General features: G+C 68.3%; 1 protein-coding gene. It reads left to right on the forward strand.

From position 1 onward, the window contains the following. Window positions 1-13 precede the first annotated feature (13 nt). Window positions 14-208 (forward strand): phosphopantetheine-binding protein (locus tag AAH979_RS43300; protein ID WP_346263921.1); only part of this gene is annotated, 195 nt, incomplete at its 3' end.

Below are 208 nucleotides of genomic sequence, written 5' to 3' on the forward strand. Positions count from 1 at the left end.
CTTCCAGGGCGCGGTGCTGGCGGTGCTCAGCGAGCGGACCGGTTACCCGGTCGACCTGATCGATCTCGATCTGGATCTGGAGGCCGATCTCAGTATCGATTCGATCAAGCGGGCGGAGGTGGCCGGCGAGGTGGCCGCCCGGCTCGCGTTGCCGGTGGAGGGCGACGAATCCGAGCTGGAGGAACTGGTCAAGGCCCGGACCGTGCGC

The organism is Plantactinospora sp. ZYX-F-223 (assembly GCF_039649625.1).
In the GTDB taxonomy this organism is placed as follows: Bacteria; Actinomycetota; Actinomycetes; order Mycobacteriales; family Micromonosporaceae; genus Plantactinospora.